At 67.7% G+C, this 17,525-nt stretch carries 16 protein-coding genes; 3 read left to right on the top strand and 13 right to left on the bottom strand.

From position 1 onward, the window contains the following. Positions 1-7 precede the first annotated feature (7 nt). From DDQ50_RS04400 to DDQ50_RS04370, 7 genes are all read right to left on the bottom strand, one after another. A complete protein-coding gene (locus DDQ50_RS04400; RefSeq protein WP_116755463.1) occupies positions 8-1,309 on the bottom strand; it encodes an MFS transporter in 1,302 nt (433 codons plus the stop codon). A gap of 49 nt (positions 1,310-1,358) precedes the next feature. Next, a complete protein-coding gene (locus tag DDQ50_RS04395; RefSeq protein ID WP_116755462.1) occupies positions 1,359-1,748 on the bottom strand; it encodes a C-glycoside deglycosidase beta subunit domain-containing protein in 390 nt (129 codons plus the stop codon). A 22-nt stretch (positions 1,749-1,770) separates the two neighbouring features. Beyond that, a complete protein-coding gene (locus DDQ50_RS04390) occupies positions 1,771-2,760 on the bottom strand; it encodes a sugar phosphate isomerase/epimerase family protein (RefSeq protein ID WP_116755461.1) in 990 nt (329 codons plus the stop codon). Next, positions 2,757-3,596: a carbohydrate ABC transporter permease gene (locus tag DDQ50_RS04385; RefSeq protein WP_116755460.1), complete on the bottom strand. Its 840-nt coding sequence runs from the start codon at positions 3,594-3,596 to the stop codon at positions 2,757-2,759. Before DDQ50_RS04385 ends, DDQ50_RS04390 begins: the two co-directional genes overlap by 4 nt. Beyond that, positions 3,596-4,528, bottom strand: a complete 933-nt coding sequence (locus DDQ50_RS04380) for a carbohydrate ABC transporter permease (protein WP_240614230.1) — start codon at positions 4,526-4,528, stop codon at positions 3,596-3,598. Before DDQ50_RS04380 ends, DDQ50_RS04385 begins: the two co-directional genes overlap by 1 nt. A gap of 71 nt (positions 4,529-4,599) precedes the next feature. Beyond that, positions 4,600-5,904, bottom strand: coding sequence for an ABC transporter substrate-binding protein (locus DDQ50_RS04375; protein ID WP_165829684.1), 1,305 nt, complete (start codon positions 5,902-5,904; stop codon positions 4,600-4,602). A gap of 95 nt (positions 5,905-5,999) precedes the next feature. Beyond that, the gene (locus DDQ50_RS04370; protein WP_133245897.1) at positions 6,000-6,368 is read right to left on the bottom strand and encodes a hypothetical protein; all 369 of its coding nucleotides are present in this window, start codon (positions 6,366-6,368) and stop codon (positions 6,000-6,002) included. 65 nt (positions 6,369-6,433) lie between these two features. Between DDQ50_RS04370 and DDQ50_RS04365 the strand changes: the two genes are divergently transcribed. The 3 genes from DDQ50_RS04365 (at position 6,434) to DDQ50_RS04355 (ending at position 9,227) form a co-directional block, all read left to right on the top strand. Continuing rightward, positions 6,434-7,438, top strand: coding sequence for a hypothetical protein (locus DDQ50_RS04365; RefSeq protein WP_116755457.1), 1,005 nt, complete (start codon positions 6,434-6,436; stop codon positions 7,436-7,438). Between the two features lie 87 nt (positions 7,439-7,525). After that, positions 7,526-8,020 (top strand): cation:proton antiporter regulatory subunit, encoded by a 495-nt coding sequence (locus DDQ50_RS04360; RefSeq protein ID WP_116755456.1) that lies wholly within the window; start codon positions 7,526-7,528, stop codon positions 8,018-8,020. Positions 8,021-8,027: 7 nt separating this feature from the next. Further along, entirely contained in the window at positions 8,028-9,227 is a 1,200-nt protein-coding gene (locus DDQ50_RS04355) for a cation:proton antiporter (protein WP_116755455.1), read from the top strand. Between the two features lie 55 nt (positions 9,228-9,282). Here the strand turns inward: DDQ50_RS04355 and DDQ50_RS04350 are convergent, their stop codons facing one another. From DDQ50_RS04350 to DDQ50_RS04325, 6 genes are all read right to left on the bottom strand, one after another. Further along, entirely contained in the window at positions 9,283-10,509 is a 1,227-nt protein-coding gene (locus DDQ50_RS04350; protein ID WP_116755454.1) for a multidrug effflux MFS transporter, read from the bottom strand. A gap of 151 nt (positions 10,510-10,660) precedes the next feature. Further along, a complete protein-coding gene (locus tag DDQ50_RS04345; RefSeq protein ID WP_116755453.1) occupies positions 10,661-11,662 on the bottom strand; it encodes a sugar phosphate isomerase/epimerase family protein in 1,002 nt (333 codons plus the stop codon). Between the two features lie 125 nt (positions 11,663-11,787). After that, positions 11,788-13,215, bottom strand: a complete 1,428-nt coding sequence (locus DDQ50_RS04340) for a GH1 family beta-glucosidase (RefSeq protein ID WP_116755452.1) — start codon at positions 13,213-13,215, stop codon at positions 11,788-11,790. Then, positions 13,209-15,551 carry an alpha-xylosidase gene (yicI, locus tag DDQ50_RS04335; RefSeq protein WP_116755451.1) on the bottom strand — a complete coding sequence of 781 codons (2,343 nt, stop codon included), beginning with the start codon at positions 15,549-15,551 and terminating at the stop codon, positions 13,209-13,211. Before yicI ends, DDQ50_RS04340 begins: the two co-directional genes overlap by 7 nt. A 46-nt stretch (positions 15,552-15,597) precedes the next feature. Further along, entirely contained in the window at positions 15,598-16,485 is an 888-nt protein-coding gene (locus tag DDQ50_RS04330; protein WP_116756087.1) for a carbohydrate ABC transporter permease, read from the bottom strand. Positions 16,486-16,502: 17 nt separating this feature from the next. Beyond that, on the bottom strand, positions 16,503-17,477 hold the full coding sequence (locus DDQ50_RS04325; RefSeq protein ID WP_116755450.1) for a carbohydrate ABC transporter permease: 975 nt from the start codon (positions 17,475-17,477) through the stop codon (positions 16,503-16,505). Positions 17,478-17,525 lie beyond the last annotated feature (48 nt).

Here is a 17,525-nt window from a genome sequence, read left to right as displayed (position 1 = left end):
CGTCGCATCACGCTCGTTCCTCCCGGGGATCGAGAGCCGACGTGGACGGATCCGTCGACGCGTCCGCCCCGGGGCGACCGGTGCGCCGAAGCCCGAAGAGCACCGCAGCTCCCGCCGCGGCAGCCAGCGTGACTCCCCCGGCTGCGGCGAGCGCCGCCCGCGCACCCGCGCCGTCGACGATCGCGCCGAAGACCAGTGCGCCGACCGGTGATCCGGCCATCCATGCGGCGATGTAGACGCCCATCACCCGTCCGCGGATCGCGGGATCGGTTCGAACCTGGACGGCGGCGTTGCAGGTGGCGAGAGAGGCGATGAGCCCGAACCCCAGCACGGGCATGACGCAGGCGAAGGCGACGAACGTCGGCATCGCGGACGCCACCCATAGCGAGACGCCGATCAGGGAGATGCTCCCGAGCAGGAACTTCAGTTTCGGCTCGCGTCGCCCGGCGACGAAGAGAGCCCCGATGACGGAGCCAACGGCCATGAACGACGTGAGCAGACCGAACGCCTCGGCGCCCACATCGAAGACCATGGTCGCCGTCGAGATCACGAGGAGGTTCATCGCCGCCCCGACGCAGCCGAGGACGAGGAATACCAGGAGTACGAGGATTCGGATGTCCTGGTGATGCACGACGTAAGAGATCCCGCTGAGCATCGACTTCAGGCCCGATTCGGGTCTCGGCCGGGGCTGGGCCGATTCGAGCCGCATCAGCGACAAGGCGATCAGCATCGCCGAGAACGAGACGCCGTTGGCGAGGAAGATCCAGCCGGGACCGACCTGGCCGATCAGCACGCCGGCGATGGCGGGGCCGATGAGGCGGGCCAGGTTGAAGGTGGCGCCGCCCAGCGCGATCCCGTTGCTGAGTCCGCTCGGCGGGAGGAGGTCGACCACGAAGGTCTGGCGTGCCGGCGCATCGAACGCCTGGGCGATTCCGAGGGTGGCGGCCATCAGGCAGACGTGCCAGTACTGGGCGACGCCGGTGAGTACGAGCACCCCGAGCGCGACCGCCGCGCAGGCCATCCAGACCTGGGTGACGGCGAGCACCCGGCGGCGCGAGAACCGGTCGGTGACATAGCCCGCGACGGGAAGGAGCAGGAGCTGCGGCACGGTCTGCAGGGCGATCACCAGGGCGAGGGAGCTCGCGTCCTCGTCGGTGAGGATCGTGAGAACGGTCCAGTCCTGCGCGGTGATCTGCATCCAGGTACCGATGCTCGAGAGCAGCAGACCGATGATCCAGAGCCGGAAGTCCCGGTGGCGCAGCGCCCGGAAGGTGCCGCGCTCGCTGTCGGCCGCGAGCGCCGTGCTCATGACGGATCCGGCGGAGAGCTGCCGGCCGGATCCGTCTCAGCGTGGTTCGTCACCCAGCGACCGACATGACCTTGGTGTCGTCGTTCTGACTGGGCACGGGCAGGTACGAGATGCGGAGCCGCTGGTGGTAGTGCACCTCGTGCTCCCCCGAGGCGAGCCCGCCCGGCTGGTCGACGATCAGCGTCGCTGCTTCTCCGAAGCCCCACCTGTCGTCGTAGACGTCTCCGAGGGAGGTCGCCGGGTAGTCGGTGTCGTGGACGCGGAAGGTGATCCGATCCTTCGGGATCGGCTGGCCGTCGACCTCGAGGTCGAAGTCGACCATCGACAGGCCGAGGCCGCGGTAGTAGCCGATGCGGGTGTCGACGGCGTAACCGGTGACGGCGTCGTCGCCCTCGACGTTGCGGAGCGTGTCTTCCACGATGATGTAACGGTCGAACATGGTGATCTCCTCGTGGTCGGGGTCAGTCGGCTTCGCCGAGCAGCTTCACGAACATGGCGTGCTGGCGGCGCACCTGCTCGACGCTGTCGACCGGCTCGACGTCCTGGATGTGACGGTTGCCCTCGTACTCGCTCGAGAGGTAGCCGTTGTAGCCGTGGTCAATCAGCAGGGGGATGATCTCGTCGTACGGGATCGAGTACTCGTGGGTGTCGTCGACCATCTCGTAGAACTTGGCCTGGATGTGGAACAGGTAGGGCATGTGCGGGATGAGCGTCGACGGCTCGACCCAGTTGTAGCCCGTCGCCGCGGCGGCGAGGCCCATGTCGACGGCATTGCCTCCGCGCCACGCGATCTCGCGGCTCAGGGTCTGCAGGTCGGTGGGGTGGTCGTTGTAGACCTTGACGATGTGGTCGACCAGCTTCGGCGTGCCGCCGTCGCGGAGCGCCCGCTCGGACACGACGCGCGGGAAGATCCGCACGAACGTGCCCATGTCGGGCAGCAGTCCGAGCGAGGGGCTGTCGACGCGGTGGATGATCTCGAGGAACTGCTGGACCCAGCGGTGGTCGTACCTCATGGGAGCGTGGATCTCGAGCGCGAGCTTGATCCCCTTCTCCTCCGCGTAGGGCGCAGCGTGCTCGTAGACCTCGGGGGGCGTGTTGATGATGACGCGGATGACCTTGGTACCCAGTCGGTCGGCGAGGTCGATGTCGCGACGGATGGACTCGAGCCCCTCCTCCAGCGTCATCAGCCGGTCGGCGCGACGCTTGAGGTCGATGAACATGTCGTAGGCCGTGGGAACGGTCCCGTACTTCTCATGCAGAGCGAACCAGTTCGCCACCTGCTCGTCGGTCAGGTTCGGGAAGTTGTCGAAGGACTGCTCGGGGATGATCTCGATGCCGTTCGCCCCGAATGCAGCGGACGCGGCGATGGCCGACTCGAGATCGAGCTTCCCGAGGAAGACCTCTTCCTGGTAGCTGTAGAGGCTCACGCCTCTCTTGATGTTGTGGGTCAACCCTTCATACCTCCAGCGAATCCTTGGATGAACTTCTTCTGCGCGAACAGGTAGAACGCGAGGATGGGGATCATCGAGATGATGACGACGGTGAACACGAGGTTCCACGCCGTGACGTTCTCTCCGACGAAGCTGTAGACCATGACCGGCAGGGTCGTCGACCTCGATCCGCTCAGGAAGATGAGCGCGTTGAAGAAGTCGTTCCAGACGATGAGACCGGTCAGGATGGCGACGGTTCCGGTGGCGGGCGCCAGCAGCGGGAACACGATCTTCACGAAGATGCGGATCTTGCTCGCGCCGTCGATGGCGGCGGCTTCCTCGTAGTCCCTCGGCAGCGCCCGGGCGAACCCGGTGTAGAGGAACACGGTCAGCGGCATGAGCAGGCCCGTGTAGAGCAGGATCATGCCGACGTGGGTGCCGAGCAGGCCGAGGACCCGGAGTGCGACGTAGGTCGGGATGATCGCGAGCTGGAAGGGCAGGATGATGCCGACCACGAAGCTGACATACGCGGCGCCGCCGAGCCGACCGGGCCGCCGGGCGATCGCATAAGCGGCCACCGAGCCGAGGATGATGAGCATCACCACGCTGCCGACCGTGATGATCGTGCTGTTCAGCAGGCCCATGAGCACGTTGCGGCTGCCCTCGCCCGACAGCACGGTGGCGAAATTCTCGAGGGTCGGCGCGGTCGGCAGTGCGACCGGAGACGAGACCGTGGCCTCCTTGGTGCCCTTCAGCGCCATGACGACGAGCAGGTAGAAGGGGAACAGCACCACGATGGTCGCGAGGATGAGGAGGACCTCGCGGATGAACGTGGCCGGCGTATATCTGTTGAACATCAGCTCTTCCCCTCTCGGCTGCTCGTGAGTGCCATCTGCGCCAGCGAGATGACGATGATGAGGACGGTCAGGACAAGCGACAGGGCCGCGCCGTAGCCGAACTGGCCGTAGGCGAAGGTCTGCTTGTAGACCTGCGTGGCGAGGGTCTCGGTGGCGTTGAACGGGCCTCCTCCGGTGAGCGCCATGACCTGGTCGAAGACCCGAAGGCCCTGGATGAGCATGAGCGTCGACGCGATGACGAACGAGGGTCGGATCAGTGGGAAGACGACGAGCCGGAAGCGCTGGAAGACACTGGCCCCGTCGATGGCTGCGGCCTCCTCGAGTTCCTGCGGCACGCCCGCCAGGCCGGCGAGGTAGATGACCATGACGAGGCCGGTGCTCTGCCAGACCATGACGATGAGGATCGTCCAGAGCGAGGTGGTCGGATCGGCGAGCCAGGTCCTCTGCCACGACTCGAGACCGACGCTGCCGAGGAACGAGTTGAGCGGCCCCTCCGGCTGGTAGATGAACCGCCAGATGTAGGACACGGCGAGCGGGCTGAGGACCGTGGGCATGAAGATCACGACGCGGAGGAAGTAACGCGTCTTGACCCCGCGGTTGAGCCCCAGCGCCAGGAGGACCCCCAGCAGGTTGGTGCCCACGACGAAGCCGAAGGCCAGGATGAGCGTGTTGACGATGGCCGTCCGGCCGAGATCACCCGAGAAGATCTTCACGAAGTTGTCGAGGCCGACCCACTCGAATGAGCCGATGCCCTTCCAGTTGGTGAAAGCGAAGGTTCCACCCGCTGCCACGGCCACGTAGTGGATCAGCAGCGAGGCCACGAGTGCGGGGATCGCCCACCACCACGAGGCGAAGAGTCTGCTGCCGTAGTCGGGACCAGAGGCTCTGCCTCTGCGTCGAGCGGTCACTTGGGGGGCCGGAGAGATTGCCACGTTGCGTATCTTCCTCAGTTGGAGTGGAACGGCGCCGGCGGGGTGACCCCCGCCGGCGCCGGTGGGCGGGATCAGCCTGCGGCTGAATCCCAAGCGGCGTCCATGGCCTTGAGGACGGCGTCGACGGTCGTCTGACCGGTCAGCAGCCCCTGGACTCCGGTCCCGAGCGTGTTGTACACCTCGGGGCTCGGCCACTGCAGGTTGGCGAGGGGCTGGTAGCTCTCGTCGGTGAAGTAGTCGGAGATGTACTGGTACTGGTCCGGCAGAGCCGCACCCGAACCGGCACGGATGGAGAGGTTTCCGCTGGTTGCGGCGAGCTCATCCGCGTTCTCCGGTTCGGCGAGCCAGGCCAGGAAGTCCATGCCGGCCTTCTGCTTCGCCTCATCCGACGATGCGTTGAGGGCGAGCATGTTGGTCGGCGATGCGAACATCCACTTCTCGCCCTTGTCGCCCGGGAAGGCGGTCGAGAGGTACTCGTTGTCGGGGTTCACCCGACGGAGGTCGCCGACCTGGCCGCCGGGCGCGAATCCACCGAGCGAGGTTCCTGCGGCGATGGCCGGCACGTTGTCGGCGATGACGCCGGCCTCGACGCCCTCCTGGAAGCAGCCCGCGTCGCGCAGCTCGAGGATGAGCTCGAGGGACTCGGTCCAGCCCTTGGTGTCGGCGAAGGTCACGTCGCCGTCGAGGCGCTTCTGGTTCCACTCCGGGTCGTCGGCGTAGACGCGCGTCGCCGCCATCTGCAGCGTGGTGAGGCCCGCGTTCGGCACCGCCGCACCGGCGAGCCGGAGGAGGGTCTTGCCGGCGTCGGTGGCGACAGCGCAGGCGTCGAGGACATCGTCGACGGAGGTGAACGGAAGCTCGATGCCGAGCTCCTCGGCCACCGTGACGTTGTAGTTGTTCACGATCGGCACGAAGTCGTAGGGCTGCGTCCAGATCTTGCCGTCGTACTCACTCAGCGACCGCGTCGAGTCGGTGAAGAGTTCCTCGGCGACGGTGCCGGAGAGGTCGACCAGGTAGCCCGCCTCGGCGAGCGGGAGAGCCGAGTGCGCGTTGCCGTTTCCGCCCGTGACGTAGAACACGTCGGGCGCGTTGCCGCCCTGGAGCTGAGTGCGGAGAACCTCGCCGTACTGCTCGTTCGGAACCGCCTCGACCTCGAAGGTGATGTTCGGATGCTCCTCGGAGTACTTGGCGGCGAGGACGGCCACGGGCGCGTCGACGGCGCCCGCTTCGACGGAGAGGCGGAGTGAGACGGGTGCGTCGGGATCGCTCGAGGCCTCAGGAGCGGGAGACGAGCACGCGCCGAGCGCGAGCCCGGCGACTGCGGTGACACCGACGGCGAGCAGGAGCCGACGGCGTTGTTTCGACTGAATGGGCATCATTGACCTTCTGTGATTGAGTGGGAGTTACTGCGGTAGGTACTCTCGAGTGCCACAATAGACGCAGTCGCCCGGGTTCCGAAAGTGTCAGAACTTCAAATATCCGCGACGAGTTCGCGCTGGGTCTCGAAGCGGTAGTCCATCGGGGATCCGTCGGGCTTCGTCGGTCCCGGGATTCGGAGGTCAACATGGAGAGCCACGGTCGTCCGACCGCTCGGGGCTTCCTCCCCCAGGTGAAGCTCGGCCCGGTGCTGGAGGGACCAGTAGTCCTGGCGCTGCGTCGCGGCGACGGGCCCTCCGTCGATCGACAGGACGTCGACGGGACGGCCGTCGAAAGTCACCTGCACGGCTGCGACTCCGGCCCACGGCAGGGCCCGGTACCAGGGAAGACCCACCAGGAGGGTGGCCCCGCCTTCGCGACGGCGAAGGCTGTCCGGCCGGAGGACGTACGTCTGTGTACTCATGCGGCGAACCTATGCACCCGACGGAATGAAGTCAATGACCACGACAACGAGCGAGAAGGACGACGATGACGACGACCGACACCACCGATACCACCTGGGCGACGACCCTCTACTCGTTCACGAACGAACTGATGGAGGGCGCGGCATCGCCCGATGAGCTGATCCAGGAGATCGTCTCGAGCGGGCTCGCGACCGCGATCGAAGTGGATGCCGCCCAGCATTTCGCGAGCTTCCCCGCTATCGATGAGGACGAGGCAGCACGCACGCGAGACGCGATCCAGCGCGTGGGTGCGACTCCCACCATGCTCGGGATCTACGCCGACATCCGGATCGACAGCCGCGGCCGGCGCGATCAGGAGGAGCTCCGGATGTTCGTCCTCCGTCAGCTCGAGGCGGCGGCGACGGTCGGTTTCTTCGGTGCCCGCGTCGGGCTGGGGGCGCTGTCCGCCGACTTTATCTCCTCGCTCATCCCCGACCTCGAGCGTCTCGACGTGAAGCTCCTGGAGGAGGTGCAGGGCGGCGCCCGGCCCGACTCCCCCGCGATCGACCGCCACCGCGAGTTGCGCGCGCGATACGACACCGAGTCCATCGGGTTCGTCTTCGACTCGAGTCTGGTGATGGCCGCCTTCCCGGTCACCTGGCGCGACAGCCTGATCGCGTCGGGCGCCACCGAGGAGCTTCTGTCCGCCGCCGACGACCTCTGGCGGGGCCGCCGCCCCGATGCTTGGACCCGACTGCAGGCCCTCGCCGAACCACTGCGACTCGCCCCGCCCGCTCTCCGCCGACTCGAGATGCCGTTCCGGAGGTTCGGCTGCTCCCAGGTGGCGGAATGGGAGGACTTCCTCGCCGATACGACGTCCGTTCATCTCAAGTACTGGGACCTCGTCGACGACGATGATCGGGTCAGCGGACCGACACGCGAGATCCGATCCGCGCTGGAGGCCACCGGCTACTCGGGCTTCGTCTGCAGCGAGTGGGGCGGCCACGACTGGCTCGAGGCGGACACGCACTCCGCTTTCGCGATGACCCGGGGACACCGCGACCTGTTCGAGGCCGCGGCGCCGGCCTGAGTCCGCCGCGAGGATCGGCGACGCCCCACCGCTCGGCCTGCGGCGAACGGCGGCGGGACGGTCCTCACTAGGTGCTACCGTTCCTGGGTGACTGTCCGTATCGAGAAGGTCGACCTGCCGGGTATCGGCACGCGCCACGACGTGCTGACCGAAGCCGGTCGACGTGTGGGCGTCATCGCCCTCCGGGACGGTCAGCGCAACCTCGCGCTCTACGACATCGACGATCCCGACGCCTGCCGCGAGTCGATCAAGCTCACCGACGACGAGGCCGCCGCTCTCGCCGATGTGCTCGGCGCTTCGGTCATGATGAGCCAGCTCACCGGCATCGGCGAGCAGGCGACCGGTCTCTTCACCGAGCAGCTCGTGCTCCCCGCCGACTCGCCCTACGTCGGCGGTGTCCTCGGCGACACCAAGGCGCGCACCCGCACCGGCACCTCCATCGTCGCGATCGCGCGCGACGGCCAGATCGAGCCGTCGCCCTCGCCGACGGCGCCCCTGCATTCCGGTGACACCGTCGTCGCCGTCGGCACTCGCGAGGGCCTCGACGCCCTGGCCGAGCTGCTCACGCACGGCGCCGGCTGATCCGCGAGTGAGCGACACCACCCTTCTACTCGTCGAGGTGGGCGCCCTCCTGCTCGGGCTCAGCCTCCTCGGCCGACTCGGCGGTCGCTTCGGGATCTCCCCGATCCCGCTCTACCTGCTCGCGGGACTCGCCTTCGGGCACGGCGGCTGGCTGCCCCTCGCCGCGAGCGAGGACTTCCTCGAGGTCGGCAGCGAGATCGGCGTCATCCTCCTTCTTGCGATGCTGGGGCTCGAGTACACCGCCTCTGAGCTGCTGGTCTCGCTGAAGCGCTCCCGAATCGCCGGACTCATCGATGCCGCGCTCAATGCACTGCCCGGTGCCGCGTTCGCGCTCATCCTCGGCTGGGGTCCGATCGCCGCCGTCGCTCTGGCCGGGGTGACCTGGGTCTCGTCGTCCGGTGTGGTCGCGAAGGTGCTCGGCGATCTCGGCCGACTCGGCAACCGCGAGACGCCGACCATCCTGTCGGTGCTCGTCATCGAAGACCTGGCCATGGCCTTCTACCTGCCCCTGCTGTCGACCCTGCTCATCGGCGCCGGCTTACTGGCGGGTGCGACAACGCTGATCGTCGCCGTCGTCGTCGTGCTCGTCATCCTCTACCTGGCCCTCCGCCACGGACGCCTCATCTCCAAGCTGTTCGCCGAGAACCAGCCCGAGTCGCTGCTGCTCGGTGTGCTCGGCCTCACCCTTCTCGTCGCCGGTCTCGCCCAGCAGGCCAACGTCTCCGCCGCGGTCGGCGCGTTCCTCGTCGGCATCGCCCTCTCGGGCCAGGTCGCGCATTCCGCCGAACGCGTTCTCACTCCCCTGCGCGACCTCTTCGCCACGGTGTTCTTCGTGTTCTTCGGGCTCTCGACCGATCCGGTGGCGATCGTTCCCGTCCTGATCCCGGCCCTCGTGCTCGCCGCCATCACGATCTCGACGAAGGTCGTGACCGGCTATCTGGCCGCGAAGCGGGCGGGCATCGGGGTTCCCGGTCGCTGGCGCGCCGGCTTCGCCCTCACCGCCCGAGGCGAGTTCTCGATCGTCATCGCGGGTCTCGCCGTCAGCGCGGGCGTCGAACCGCAGCTCGCCCCGCTCGCCACCGCCTATGTGCTCATCACCGTGATCGCCGGCCCCATGCTCGCCCGCATCCCCGACACCGAGCGGTTCAAGGCGGCGGTGCGCCGACGCGGCGATGCACGCAGGGCGGCGCAGGCCGCCGCCGGCTGACCTGCCCGCTTCGGGCAGTGTTCGCGCCCGGAAAGTGCCCGAAGTGGGCAGTTCGTCAGTCTTCGAGCGCCGGCACGGTGCGCGGGCGCACGATGAACCAGAGCGACGCGGTGCCGATCAGGGCGGTCGCCAGCATCACCGAGCCCATCGGCAGAGCGGACGAGATCCCGAGCGCGCCGACGACGGGCGAGATGAGGCCGGCGAGGCCGAAGTTCGCCGCGCCGAGGATCGATGCCGCGGTCCCCGCCTCCTTGCCGTGATGCGCGAGGGCGATCACCTGGATGCACGGGAATGCGAAGCCGCAGCAGAGGATGAAGAGGAACAACGGGATCACGATGCCGACGAACCCGAAACCGAGCAGGACGCCGATGACGATCGCGGCCGATGAGAGCACCTGGACCGCCGTCGTACAGGCGAGTATCCACTGCGGACCGACGACCTTCGTGAGCCTCGACGCCGTCTGATTGCCGACCAGGATCCCGACCGAGTTGATGCCGAAGAGCAGCCCGAACTCCTGGGGCGACAGGTCGAAGACCTCCTGGAAGAGGAACGGCGACGCGGAGAGGTAGGAGAACAGCCCGGAGAACATCATGCCACCGAGCAGCGCGATTCCGACGAAGATCCGATCGGTGAAGAGCGCGCGGTACCGCTCGCCGACTGTTCGACGCGCTTCCGCATCCGGGCCGCGCGCGGGCATCGTCTCCCCGATCGAGAGCCCCGCGGCGAGGAGGACGAAAAGTCCGTAGGCGGCGAGCACGTAGAAGATGCCGCGCCAGTCGGTGATGCGCAGGAGCTGGCTGCCGATGACGGGGGCGAGGATCGGCGCGAGCGAGGTGACCAGAGCGAGGCGCGAGAGCATGCGGACCAGCGGGCGACCGCCGAACATGTCCCGCACCATGGCCATCGCGACCACTCCGCCCCCCGCTGCGCCGATGCCCTGCAGCACTCGGAAGCCGCCGAGCACGACGACATCGGGCGAGAGCGCGGCACCGAGGGATGCCACGATGTGCAGCCCCGTGGCGACGAGGAGGGGGATGCGGCGCCCGACCCGGTCGCTCCACGGGCCCACGAACAGTTGCCCGAGCCCGAACCCGATGGTCGTTCCCGTCAGTGTCAGCTGGATGACCGCGTCGCCTACCCCGAAGTCCTCGGTGAGGGCGGGGAAGGCCGGCAGGTACAGGTCGATCGTGAACGGCCCGAGACCGACCAGGGCCCCGAGGACGACGATGTAGAGGATGCGCTTCGGACGGGTCAGACTGTCGCCGGGATGGCTGACGGACACGGGGCTGCTTTCTGGATCGACGATGGATGCGAAAGCGGCAACCTCGGCGCCCGCGGTACTTCAGTAACTCATGGCCCGATCACTCGGCCTGCACAGGTTCGAGACCTCCCCGCCAGCCCTCAGGGAGTGGGGAGGTCCCGAACAGGTGCGATCAGCGCGTGCTGAACGCGGCGTCGAAGGCGCTCCCTGGTGCGTCGAAGCTGAACTTCTCCACGAAGGCGCGTGCCTCGGGGGCTCCGATGAGACGATCCATGCCGGCGTCCTCCCATTCGACCGAGAGAGGACCCTCGTAGCCGATGGCGTTCAGCATGCGGAACGCGTCCTCCCACGGCACGTCGCCGTGGCCGACCGAGATGAAGTCCCAGCCGCGGCGGGGATCCGCCCAGGCCAGGTGCGAGCCGAGACGCCCGTTGCGGCCGTTCAGGCGCTTCTTCGTGTCCTTGGCGTGCACGTGGTAGATGCGGTCCTGGAAGTCCCAGAGGTACCCGACCGAGTCGAGGTCCTGCCAGACGAAGTGACTGGGGTCCCAGTTGATGCCGAACGCCTCGCGGTGCTCGATGGCGTCGAGCGCCGCCTTGGTCGTCCAGTAGTCGTAGTGGATCTCGCTCGGGTGCGTCTCGCTCGCGAAGCGGACGCCCACCTCATCGAACACGTCGAGGATGGGGTTCCAGCGGTCGGCGAAGTCGCGGTAGCCGGCCTCGACGAGCTCGGCGGCGACCGGCGGGAACATCGCGACGTACTTCCAGATCGATGATCCGGTGAATCCGGTCACGGTCTTCGCCCCGAGTCGGGCCGCCGTGCGGGCGGTGTTCTTCATCTCCTCCGCAGCGCGGGCGCGGACCCCGTCGGGGTCGCCGTCGCCCCACACGGAGTCGGGGAGGATGTCGCGGTGGCGGGCGTCGATCGGGTCGTCGCACACCGCCTGTCCTTTGAGGTGGTTCGCGATCGTGAACACCTCGAGGTTGTTGCGCTTGAGGATCTCGAGACGATCCGCGATGTAATCATCGTCGGTTGCGCCGCGGTTGGGGTCGAGATGATCGCCCCAGCAGGCGATCTCCAGCCCGTCGAATCCCCACTCGCCGGCGAGTCGGGCCACCTCTTCGAAGGGCAGATCGGCCCACTGGCCGGTGAACAGAGTGATAGGTCGCGTCATCGAGAGTCCTTCTGATCGGATTTGGTGATACCCCGAGCATATGACCGACGTGCGAAAGGTGACCAGCGGGGAACCTCCGTCGTCGGCCCGCGGGACGACGACGCCTCCCCCGGATCGACCGGAACTCACACCGACGGAGTGCGCCGATCCCGGATCGTCCGGGCGACCCACTTGCCGCTGTCCTTCACGGTGCGCAGCTGCGTGTCGTAGTCGACGCGGACGATGCCGAACCGCTTCGAGTAGCCGTAGCCCCACTCGAAGTTGTCGAGCAGCGACCAGACGGTGTACCCGCGCAGGTCGACGCCCTTCTCGATCGCCCGGTGCGCCGCGGTGAAGTGCCGGTTGAGGTAGTCGACGCGGTCGGCGTCGTGCACCTCGCCGTCGACGACCTCGTCCGCGAAGGCGGCCCCGTTCTCGGTGATCATGAGCGGCTGATCGGGGAACTGCTCGTGCAGATCGAGCAGCAGCTCCTCGAGTCCGTCGGGGGCGATGTTCCAGCCCATCTCCGTGTACGGCCCCGGCTGGGTCAGGAACTCGACATCGCGGCTGCCCGGCCACGGCGATCCGCCCACGTCCTTGTGCCCGTCGGCGTTCTGCCGCGGCGAGACGCCGTCCCACATCTTGACTGTCACGGTCGAGTAGTAGTTGACGCCGAGAACGTCGATCGGCTGGTGGATGAGCTCCGTGTCGCCGTCGCGGAGGAACGACCAGTCGGTGACCGACGCGGTGTCCTCGATCAGGTCTGCCGGGTACTCGCCTTTCAGCATCGGGCCGGTGAACGCCCGGTTCGCCAGCGCGTCGATGCGACGGCGCGCCTCGGGGGTCGTCTCGTCGTCGCCGCGGATCACGTGGAAGTTGAGCGTGACCGACAGGTCGGGGTCGTTCGTGGCGGCGGAGCGGATGGCGCTCACCGCGAGACCGTGCGCGAGGTTGAGGTGGTGGACCGCCGAGAGAGCCGCGGCTCCGTCGGTCCGGCCGGGGGCGTGAGCGCCGGAGCCGTAGCCGAGATAGGCCGAGCACCACGGCTCGTTGAGAGTCGTCCAGGTGTGCACGCGGTCCCCGAGCGCCCGAGCCGCGATCTCGGCGTACTCGGCGAAGCGCTCCGCGGTGGCGCGAGCGGTCCAGCCGCCCTGATCCTCGAGAGCCTGCGGGAGGTCCCAGTGGTACAGGGTGGCGATGGGTCGGATCCCCCGCTCGAGGAGCCCGTCGACGAGACGCGAGTAGAACGAGAGTCCCCTCTCGTTCGCCGGACCCGAACCGGTGGCCTGGATGCGCGGCCACGCGATCGAGAAACGGTACGAGTCGAGACCCAGGTCGGCCATCAGGTCGAGGTCGGAATCGACACGGTGGTAGTGGTCGTCGGCCACGTCGCCGTTGTCGTCGTTCCAGATGTTGCCGGGAGTGTGGGAGTACGTGTCCCAGATCGACGGCCCGCGCCCGTCCTCGAAGGCGGCGCCCTCGATCTGGTACGACGCGGTCGCCGAGCCGATGACGAAGTCGGGGGCGAACTCGAGTCCGCCGTCGCGGTAGTCGGGGGAACCTGACGTCACCATTCGAGGCCGGCCTTTCCAGATGAGGCGGCAACCGGGTCGCCGCCGGGGAGCCGGACCGAGAATGCGGCCGGCGAATCCGAGCTGACGACGGCGCCGGATGCGCTCGTCTCGACCTCGAACGTCGCGACACGTCCGTCGGGCGTCGTCACCTCGAGGGTACGAGATCCGTCGCGCCCGTCGGGGTGCAGTTCGAGCACGAGTCCGTCGAGATAGTCGTAGTCGGCCTTGTCGGTGCGCGCACCCCACGGCAGTACGGCCCCGCCGCGGATGTAGAGGGGCAGGGAGTCGAACCCGTGCGTCTCGCGCAGCCAGCGGCCGCCCTCGACGCGCTCACCGGTCCAGTGGTTGGTCCAGATGCCTGCGGGCAGGTAGAACTCCACCTCACCCGCGGCGTCGAAGACGGGCGCGACGAGCACGTCGGCGCCGAGCATGTACTGGCGGTCGAGCTGGCGCGCGGTCTGGTCCTCGGGGAACTCGAGCAGCATCGGCCGCATCACGGGGATGCCGGTCGCGCTCGCCTCGCGGCCCGCGGCGTAGAGGTACGGCATCAGCTGGAGCTTGAGCTTCAGGAACTTGCGGGTGACCTCCACCGCGCTCTGCCCCTCGGCCTCACTGCCGTCGTCGAACACCCACGGCACCCGGTAGGAGTTCGAGCCGTGCAGACGCGAGTGGCTGCCGAGCAGACCGAACGCCACCCACCTCTTGAACACTCCCGCGTCGGGCGTCCCCTCAAAACCGCCGATGTCGTGGCTCCAGAACCCGAAGCCGCTGAGCGAGAGCGAGAGTCCGCCGCGCAGCGTCTCGGCCATCGACGAGTAGGTCGAGGTCGAGTCGCCGCCCCAGTGCACAGGGAGCTGCTGCCCACCGGCGGTCGCCGAGCGCGCGAACAGGACGGCATCGCCCTTGCCGCGCTGCTCCTCGAGCACGTCGAACACGGCCTTGTTGTACAGCTGCGTGTACATGTTGTGCATGCGGTCGGGGGCGGAGCCGTCGAAGTAGTCGACCTCGAGCGGGATTCGCTCGCCGAAGTCGGTCTTGAAGCAGTCGACGCCCTGATCGAGCAGCGCCCGCAGTTTGCCCTGGTACCAGGCCGTCGCCTCGGGGTTGGTGAAGTCGACGAGAGCCATGCCCGCCTGCCAGAGGTCCCACTGCCAGACCGAGCCGTCGGGACGCTTCACCAGGTAGCCGGCGTCCGCGCCCTCGCGGAACAGCGGCGAGCGCTGGGCGATGTACGGATTGATCCAGACGCAGACCCGCAGGTCGCGCTCGTGCAGACGCGCGAGCATGCCGTCGGGATCCGGGAAGACGCGGGGATCCCACTCGAAGTCGCACCAGTTGAACTCGCGCATCCAGAAGCAGTCGAAGTGGAAGACGCCGAGCGGCAGGTCGCGCTCCATCATCCCGTCGATGAACTCGTTGACGGTCGCCTCGTCGTAGTCGGTCGTGAAGCTCGTCGTGAGCCACAGCCCGAACGACCAGGCGGGCACCTCGGCGGGCCGACCGGTGAGCTCGGTGTAGCGGGTGAGCACGTCCTTCGGGGTCGGCCCGTCGACGATGAAGTACTCGATGCTCTCGCCGGGGACGGAGAACTGGACGCGCTCGACGGCCTCGGAGCCGACCTCGTAGCTGACGGCGCCCGCGTCGTTCACGAGCACGCCGTAGCCGCGGCTCGACAGGTGGAAGGGGACGTTCTTGTAGGCCTGCTCGCTGGAGGTTCCGCCGTCGGCGTTCCAGATGTCGACGGTCTGGCCGTTCTTGACGACCGGGCCGAAGCGTTCGCCGAGGCCGTAGATGGTCTCGCCGACGCTCAGGTCGAGCTGCTCGTGGATGTAGGTGCGCGAGCTCGGCGCACTCGTGGCGGCACGGGCGTTCCCGACCGGCCCGCCGTCGACCTGTGCGTCGGGCGCCAGCGTCATGTAGCCGAGTGATTTCAGACCGCTCGCGGTGAGGACGCGGCCGTTCGAGGTGAACTCGATGCCCCACGGGCCCTTCTCGCGGACCGTGGCGACGAGGTCGCCTGAGACGAGACGGGTGGTGCCGTCCTCGAGCGTCTCGACCGTGCCGACGCCGTCCGGAGCCGCGCCGACGAGGTCGAAGCCCATCGGGCGCGGGCGCCCCTGGAAGTGCTCGGCCCGAACGCCGATCACGCCGACCGACGGCGACCACAGCGTGACCGTGAAGGTCGGACGGTTGAGCGTCGCGCCGCGCGAGGTGATCGGGACCGTCGGTGCGGTCAGGACGATCTCGCGCCCCGCGACGTCAACGTCGTAGATCTCGCGGGCGTAGAGCGCGTCGACTCCTGGGCGAAGCTGCCAGAAACCGTCGGTGAACTTCATGGTGACCTTTCGGGTCCGGCCGGAGCCGGTGATGGTGGAGCGGGTGCTACTTGACCGCGCCCGCGGTGATACCGCGGGTCAGGGTGCGCTGGAAGATGAGGAAGAAGATGAGCGTCGGGATGACGCCGAGGAGCGCGGAGGCGCTCGTCGTCGTGACATCCATGAGTCGGTCGCCCTGGAGCACGCTGATCGCGACCGGCACCGTCTGGGTCGAGTTGTCGACCAGGAAGGTGAGCGGGATCAGGAACTCGTTCCACGTCCAGATGAAGAAGAAGATGAGCAGAACGCTGAGCGTCGGCCTGCTGATCGGCACGATGACCCGCCACAGCGTCGTCCAACGCGATGCGCCGTCGAGCGCCGCCGCCTCGAGGACCTCCTTCGGGAAGGTCCCGAACACGGAGGCCAGCAGGTAGGTGCCGAACGCGCTCTGGATGACGGTGAAGATGATCACCACCGACCACGGGTTGTTGTACAGCCCGACGGCCTTGAACATGTTGTAGAGCGGGTAGAGCAGTGCCTCCTGGGGCAGCAGGTTCGCGAGCAGGAACGCGAGCACCACCCAGGTGTTGCCTCGGATGCGCCCGATGCCGATCGCGAAGGCGTTGAGCACCGAGATGACGACCGCGAAGACCGCGACGGTTCCCGAGATCCAGATCGAGTTCCACAGCTTCTCGGGGAAGTTGACCCGCTCCCAGAAGTTCACGATGCCGTCGAGGTACAGCGAGCCCGGGAACGAGAGAGGGCCCGTGCTGTTGTAGTCGGCCGGCGACTTGAACGAGTTGATGAGGATCAAGAGGAACGGGAAGGCGATCGCGATGGCGCCGACGATCGTCAGCACCAGAACGAGGATGTCGACACCGGTGGGCTTGTTGCGCTTGTTCTGACGCGGGGCCGGCCGGTTCGCCGTGCCCTCGGTCGCCGCCGGGACGGTCAGCGCGGGGGTCGAGGTGGTCACAGGCCCTCCCGGTCTGCGCGCTCCGCTGCGCTCTGCGCGCGGAGGAAGAAGACGGCGACGATGCCGATGAGGATGGTGAGAGCGGTCGCGATGGTGGCTCCGTAGCCCACCTGCTGCGATTGGAAGAACTCGCTGTACGCGTAGTAGCTCGGCACAAGCGTGCTCGTTCCGGGCCCGCCGCGGGTCAGCACGTAGATGGGGCCGAACACCTTCAGCGCCGCGATCGTGCAGGTGAGGGTGACGACGAAGATCTCGGGGCGGATCATGCCGACGGTGATCGCGCGGAAGCGCTGCCACCAGCCGGCGCCGTCGAGTTCCGCCGCCTCGTAGAGCTCGGGGTCGACTCGCTGCAGCGCCGCCATGAAGATGACGACGGGGTAGCCGAGCTGCACCCAGATGAGCACGACCATGATGCTGAGGAGCGCGGTGTCGGGGCTCCCCAGCCAGTTGTGGGCGAGGTCCCCGAGCCCCACGTAGCCGAGGATCTCGTTGAGCGCACCGTTCTGCGGCCGGAGGATCCAGCCGATCACGATGCCGGCGACGGCGACGGGGAGGATCTGCGGCAGGTAGTACGTGGCGCGGAGGAAGCTGGCGGTCCGGCCGCCGAACTTGCGTCCGACGATGTCGAAGAGCACGGCCGCGATCAGCAGGCCGAGCACCGTCGGCACGATGACCATCGCGACGATCATCGCGATCGTGTTCCGGAACGAGGCCCAGAACTCCTCGTCGCCGATGAGCTTGACCCAGTTCTCGAGCCCGATCCACTCGGGAGGACGGATGCCCCGGTACTCCGTGAAGGAGAGGTACACGTTCCAGACGAGCGGGATCAGCACGACGAACGTGAGGAGGGCGAGACCCGGGATGAGGTAGAGCCACCATCCCGCGGCGCGTCCACCCCGGTCGGGGAACGCGCTCACCTCGCGCTGCTTCTTCGGGCGCTGTGCGCGCACGAACGGAACCTGTGTTGCCATGCTTCCCACCTCTGACCGACCGCGCGAACGCTGCGCGCGGCCTGGTTG

The organism is Amnibacterium flavum (assembly GCF_003097495.1).
Taxonomy (GTDB): Bacteria; Actinomycetota; Actinomycetes; order Actinomycetales; family Microbacteriaceae; genus Naasia; species Naasia flava.
This window is presented reverse-complemented; position numbering and strand designations above follow the sequence as displayed.

Coding starts and splice junctions, on each gene's coding strand:
- DDQ50_RS04325 (WP_116755450.1), bottom strand. CDS start 17,477: ATGGCAACACAGGTTCCGTTCGTGCGCGCACAGCGCCCGAAGAAGCAG.
- DDQ50_RS04395 (WP_116755462.1), bottom strand. CDS start 1,748: ATGTTCGACCGTTACATCATCGTGGAAGACACGCTCCGCAACGTCGAG.
- DDQ50_RS04400 (WP_116755463.1), bottom strand. CDS start 1,309: ATGAGCACGGCGCTCGCGGCCGACAGCGAGCGCGGCACCTTCCGGGCG.
- DDQ50_RS04365 (WP_116755457.1), top strand. CDS start 6,434: ATGACGACGACCGACACCACCGATACCACCTGGGCGACGACCCTCTAC.
- DDQ50_RS04345 (WP_116755453.1), bottom strand. CDS start 11,662: ATGACGCGACCTATCACTCTGTTCACCGGCCAGTGGGCCGATCTGCCC.
- DDQ50_RS04340 (WP_116755452.1), bottom strand. CDS start 13,215: ATGGTGACGTCAGGTTCCCCCGACTACCGCGACGGCGGACTCGAGTTC.
- DDQ50_RS04375 (WP_165829684.1), bottom strand. CDS start 5,904: ATGCCCATTCAGTCGAAACAACGCCGTCGGCTCCTGCTCGCCGTCGGT.
- DDQ50_RS04370 (WP_133245897.1), bottom strand. CDS start 6,368: ATGAGTACACAGACGTACGTCCTCCGGCCGGACAGCCTTCGCCGTCGC.
- DDQ50_RS04385 (WP_116755460.1), bottom strand. CDS start 3,596: ATGTTCAACAGATATACGCCGGCCACGTTCATCCGCGAGGTCCTCCTC.
- yicI (WP_116755451.1), bottom strand. CDS start 15,551: ATGAAGTTCACCGACGGTTTCTGGCAGCTTCGCCCAGGAGTCGACGCG.